Source organism: Calditrichota bacterium (assembly GCA_014359355.1).
Lineage (GTDB): Bacteria > Zhuqueibacterota > Zhuqueibacteria > JANLFK01 > Oleimicrobiaceae > Oleimicrobium.
On the sequence record JACIZP010000171.1, the window covers coordinates 1 to 5064 of the forward strand.

The window sequence follows — 5064 nt, forward strand, 5'->3', positions numbered from 1 at the left end:
GCAGGCTCTCGCCTAACGCACTAACACGCACTTCTTGCGCACACTCTGCCCTCCCAGCCGCAGGACCAGGAAGTACATGCCACTGGTCAACTCCTTGGCGTCGAACAGGGCGGAAAAGCGACCAGGCCCATGCCGGCCACCGACCAGACGCCTCACCTGGCGACCGGTCACATCGAACACCCCGAGCTCTACCTCTCCCTCCCTGGGAACAGTGTAGGTCACGCGCGTGCTCGCGTTGAAGGGATTCGGGCGCGGTTCCTCAAGTGCCAGGAGCAGGTCCTGGGGAACGGCTGGCCGCTCGATGCGGGTGGGGAAGTTCACCACCGTAAAGTTCATGCTATCACGGACGCTGTTGGTCAGGTCGCGGGCCAATACGTGAATGCGGTAGCGCCCATCCGGCACCTCCGTGGTCACAAACGCAAGTTGGTGCTCGGCCAGATCCAGCTGATCGTCGCCATCGCTGTTGGTCAGCAGGTGGAAGAAGGCGCGGCTATGCGGACTCCATGCCGGCGGTGGCAGGACCGCATCGCGCTTGTAGATGAGCGTCGCATACTCCTCATAGTGCGCAGAGGCATAGAAAGGGTAAGCGTGGTTGAGCCGTTGCGCCAGCCTGCGACGCACCACCAAGTCGCCGCGGTCTACCGAGACAATCCAGTAAAAGACCTCGAACGCCGGCAGCTCGTAGAGGCTGTCGCCAATGAGATCGACGACCCTCACGACAAAGTCCACGGCACCATACACGCTATCCGGGCGCAGGTAGATGCTGCTTTCGTTCAGGCAGATGCCGAACTTGCTCTCCGGGAAAACGTCCAGGATCTGCGGGCGAATCGTGTCGGTGTTGGGTCGCAGCGAAAGCAGAGGGTTGCCACAGATTCCCCATTCTCCGTCATCATAGCGCCACACCAGACCGGAATCCTGTATCTGCACAAAGTGGATGTGACCCCAGTCGTCGCCCCACCGGACGATCTGCCCCAGGTACTGATGGAGCGCCACCGTGTCACCTGGTGCACAGGCGATTGATTCCTTGATGAGATGGGCATAGAGCCAGCCCACGCTGGGCTCCGCTGCCTGCTGGGGAGCGATGGCCAAGCGCCAGTATGCCGACCCGCCCAGCGTAAGGACACATTTGACGATGCCGGGCTCCACCGCGTACACCGGCTCGCCGATCGGCGTGACAAGGTCCAGCCCTTGGTGGAGGTACGAGATAGAGTCATACCCCATGTGTTGCTCGTAGTAGTTCCACACGGTGCGCATGCTGTCGAAAGGGGCAAATGGCCAGGGTATGCCATCTCCTGTGCCTTTCGGCACAGCCTGCCGGGCGCGGCCTTCCTGGGGAGGGACGAGCCGCTCACCGTACTCCTCGCGTACCACTCGACCTGCAGCGTCCAGCACTCTGACCACCCCCTGCATGGCTCCTTGGTCGCGCACCTGAATGCCGGCGACGATCTTCCCCTCCACTATGCGCAGGTCACGAAATGTGGCCGTCCCCGTCAACGTGTCTGCAAACAAACACGAGCCGGTGGCCAAGGAAAAGGCACGCAGCACCTGCCGGTCGATCACCACGACCAACGAGTCCCGGCGCGAGATGCGCACTGCCCGGGGAGAAGCCAGCCCAGTGGGTGCCTCGAACAGGGTGGTGGGGCCCTTCTTCACCAGTACGCGTCCCGGATTTGCCAGCGCCACCAGGGTCTCGTCTTCGGAAAAATCGAAGTGCAGCGCTGGTTCAAGCGTGGTGACTTGACCCGTGGCCGGGGCGACCACTTGCAAACCCGCTGCTGAGCTGACGCCAAAAAGGTTCCCCTGGGCAGAAAAGCCGAACAGGGAAGCTCCCTTGCACGCCAGCGACATGAGCCGGCGCCCCTCCCGCGAATAGAAGAGGAGCGTTGTCTCGCCGGCCCAGTGGCGATCGTGCACGACAAAGGCCACCAGCCCCGCGTTGGAGATGTAGAGGTCTGAACCGGGCGCTACACTCATTCCCCAGAGCAGCCTCTCGTCCTCGTACAGCGCCAAGTCTACGAGTTGCCGCACTTCGTCCCCGGCGGCCGCCACCCGGAAGCGACACCAGTAGCGCCCGTTCTCAGACTGGACATCTCCCCGGAGACGGCAACTCTTGTCCACAAGGAGGCCGTTGGCACGCGCGGTGAGCGAAGAGAGCTCGTGGCCAGAGAAGCTTGGCCCGGTGACACCAAGGAGAAGCGTGGAGAGTACTGCCAGTCGCAGAGGGGAGACAAACACCCTCATCTTCCGCCACGCTTGTGGAGGCATTAGTGCTCCTGCGGGTAAGATGATCATGAGAAGCGTCTGGCCAGCCAGCTCATCTCCTGCTCGATGGCCTGGTGCGGGCAGCCCTCGTCACAGCACATGCACTTGATGCAGCGGGCATAGTCCATGCGGGGGAAACCTTCTTCGTCGGGATGGATGGCAGCCACAGGGCAATTCCGCTCGCAGACCCCGCACCGCTTGCACAGTTCGGGAATGGCGCGCGGGCGCACCCAGATGAGGCGCGCCCCCAGGAGCATCAGCCAGCGGGGGATGAGCTTGATCAGCCGGTTAGACGGCAGGACAAAGTCTGGCAGGCGCAGGCTGTCCAGGTCCGCGCCGATCAGCTCTATCCGTTGCAGCGAGCCCTCACCCAGGCCGCGCTGGGCTGCAATGCGCGTGGTGTCGATCTCATTCTCCGCGAATCCCATCATCGCCGCGCCGATAGCATCCAAGGCGACCCCATCGGCGCTGGCCAGCAGGACGCCCATCTGCCGCACCTTGCCGGAAGAGGGGCCATTCCCCTCCTGGCCAACCACGGCATCGGCGATGTGCAGGTGCGGGCGGACCGCCGAATAGATGTCCACCAGCACCTCGGCAAAGTCCTCGGGGTGCGGCGCCTGCTTGTGGTACTCGCTCTTGCGTAAACCCGGTATCACCCCAAAGAGGTTCTTGATGGCCCCGGTATAGAGCGTCAGGTTGTGGGTCTTCAGTTTCGGCAGGTTGATGAGCACATCGGCTTCCGCCGCATAGCGGGAGACGTAGTAGCTGATGCCGCGCACCTTGCGCTCCACCACACCGCCCGTCTCGAAGGCGACCAGCGGCGCCCCTGTGCGGCGCGCGACCTCCGCAAGGCCGGTGTTGTCCCAATAGCGCTGCAGACCGGTGACCGCCCCGCCCGGACTGTCGCCAATGGTCACCTTGCCGCCCAAGTCCTGCACGAGTCGCACCACCGCCTCCACCACCGCCGGATGGGTGGTAATGGCCCGCGCGGGCTCCTTGGCAGCCAGGAGATTTGGCTTGACGTGTACCTTCTGCCCACGGCGCACAAAACGCTCCATGCCGCCCAACGGGGCGAGCACGCGCTGCACCGCCTCTGCCACCTCCTGGTAGGCGTAGCTCATGCAGCGCACCGCGCTGACCACGCCCACTCCGGCGGGATGCGATGCGGTCTTTGCCTCGGCCAGGAACTCTGGCGCCTCCTGCAGTCTCCTCATGCGCGTGTCCTGCTATGCCCTGACAAACATCTTGCCGGCCAATTGCCTGACCAACTCCTTGAGCTCCAGGGAAAGCAACAGCGTGAGCGTCTGGGCGGCGGAAAGGCCGTTGTTCTTGGAGATGACATCGATGTGCATCGGCTCGTGGGAAAGCGATTCTAACACTTTTCTCTCCAATTCGGTCAATGCGACGCTCGGCTCCTGGCGCCTTGCCTCGCGGAGCAGGGAGGGGAGCTGAGGACGCAGCTCCGCCAACACATCCTCGGCGGACATTACCAGCTTCGCCCCCTCTTGGATGAGCCGGTTGGTGCCTTTGCTCTTTGGGCTGAAAATGCTGCCCGGCACGGCGAACACCTCTCGGTTCTGCTCCAAAGCGACATTGGCGGTGATGAGCGCGCCGCTGGTCTCCCCCGCTTCCACCACCAAGGTGCCCAGGGACATGCCAGAAATGAGCCGGTTGCGACGCGGAAAGTTGGGTGCATCAGGCCCGGACCCCATGGGCAGCTCCGACACCAAGGCCCCCTGCTCGATAATCTTCTTGGCCAAGGCGCGATTCTCCGACGGATAAATCACATCCACCCCAGAACCGAGCACGGCGATGGTTCTGCCCCCGGCCTGCAACGTCGCTTTGTGGGCCTCGGTGTCGATGCCCCGCGCCAGGCCGCTGACAATGGTCACGCCCTGGGCAGCAAGCTCCGCGCAGAGCCGCGCCGTCACCAGCCTGCCGTAGTCGCTGGGGCTGCGTGTGCCCACCACGGCCACCGCCTGATCGTCCTCAGGCCGCAAGGTGCCGCGCACAAAAAGGAACGCCGGCGGATCGCTTATGGACTTCAACAGGCGCGGGTACTGCGCATCCCAAAAGGTGACGATGGACGCCTCGTGCCGGTTAAGGCGCGAGAGCTGCTCGCGCGCGAACCCGTCGTCGCGGTAGGTGCGAATGTTGCGGGCAATGGTCTTGTCGATGCCTTCCACGGAAATCAAGTCGGCCATGGACGCGCTGAACACCGCTTCTGCCGATTGGAATCTCCCCACCAGCGCCCGCAGACGGTTGTGCCCTACGCCCGGCACGGCAGACAGCCTGAGCAGGGCCTCGACGTCAATCTTCACCTTTGCCCCCTCCTGAACGCGCGCGATCCGCCGCTTGCAGCAGCGATTCCACCAGGTAGACGAGTTGCCCTAAACCTTCCCCGGTCAGGGCAGATATGGCACATACCGGCACACCAGGCTCGAATGCGGCACCCTGGGCGGGACCGTCCGCCAGTAGGTCAATCTTGTTCAGGGCCACCAAGCGCGGCTTGGTGAGCAAAGCGGGACTGTAGGCCTGCAGTTCGTGACAAAGAACCCGATAGGTCTGCTGCGGCTCACCCGCTGCCGCGTCGATGACGAAGACCAGCACCCTGGTCCGTTCAATGTGCCGCAAGAACTGAATGCCCAAACCCTTGCCCGCGTGCGCGCCCTCGATCAAGCCGGGGATATCGGCCATGACAAAGCTCATGTCGTTCCCCTTGACGATACCCAGGTGAGGCGAGAGGGTGGTAAAAGGGTAATCGGCCACTTTTGGCCGCGCAGCAGACAGCCGCGACAGCAG

The 5064-nt window shown here is 63.4% G+C and carries 4 protein-coding genes; all 4 read right to left on the bottom strand.

Annotated elements, in window-relative coordinates:
- Positions 1-12: 12 nt before the first annotated feature.
- The gene (locus tag H5U38_07145) at positions 13-2265 is read right to left on the bottom strand and encodes a T9SS type A sorting domain-containing protein (GenBank protein MBC7186792.1); all 2253 of its coding nucleotides are present in this window, start codon (positions 2263-2265) and stop codon (positions 13-15) included.
- Positions 2266-2288: 23 nt separating this feature from the next.
- Positions 2289-3476, bottom strand: a complete 1188-nt coding sequence (locus H5U38_07150) for a DUF362 domain-containing protein (protein MBC7186793.1) — start codon at positions 3474-3476, stop codon at positions 2289-2291.
- A gap of 12 nt (positions 3477-3488) precedes the next feature.
- On the bottom strand, positions 3489-4466 hold the full coding sequence (dprA, locus tag H5U38_07155; protein ID MBC7186794.1) for a DNA-protecting protein DprA: 978 nt from the start codon (positions 4464-4466) through the stop codon (positions 3489-3491).
- A gap of 106 nt (positions 4467-4572) precedes the next feature.
- Positions 4573-5064, bottom strand: a 492-nt coding sequence (locus H5U38_07160) for an Obg family GTPase (GenBank protein ID MBC7186795.1), incomplete at its 5' end; no start/stop codon positions are given.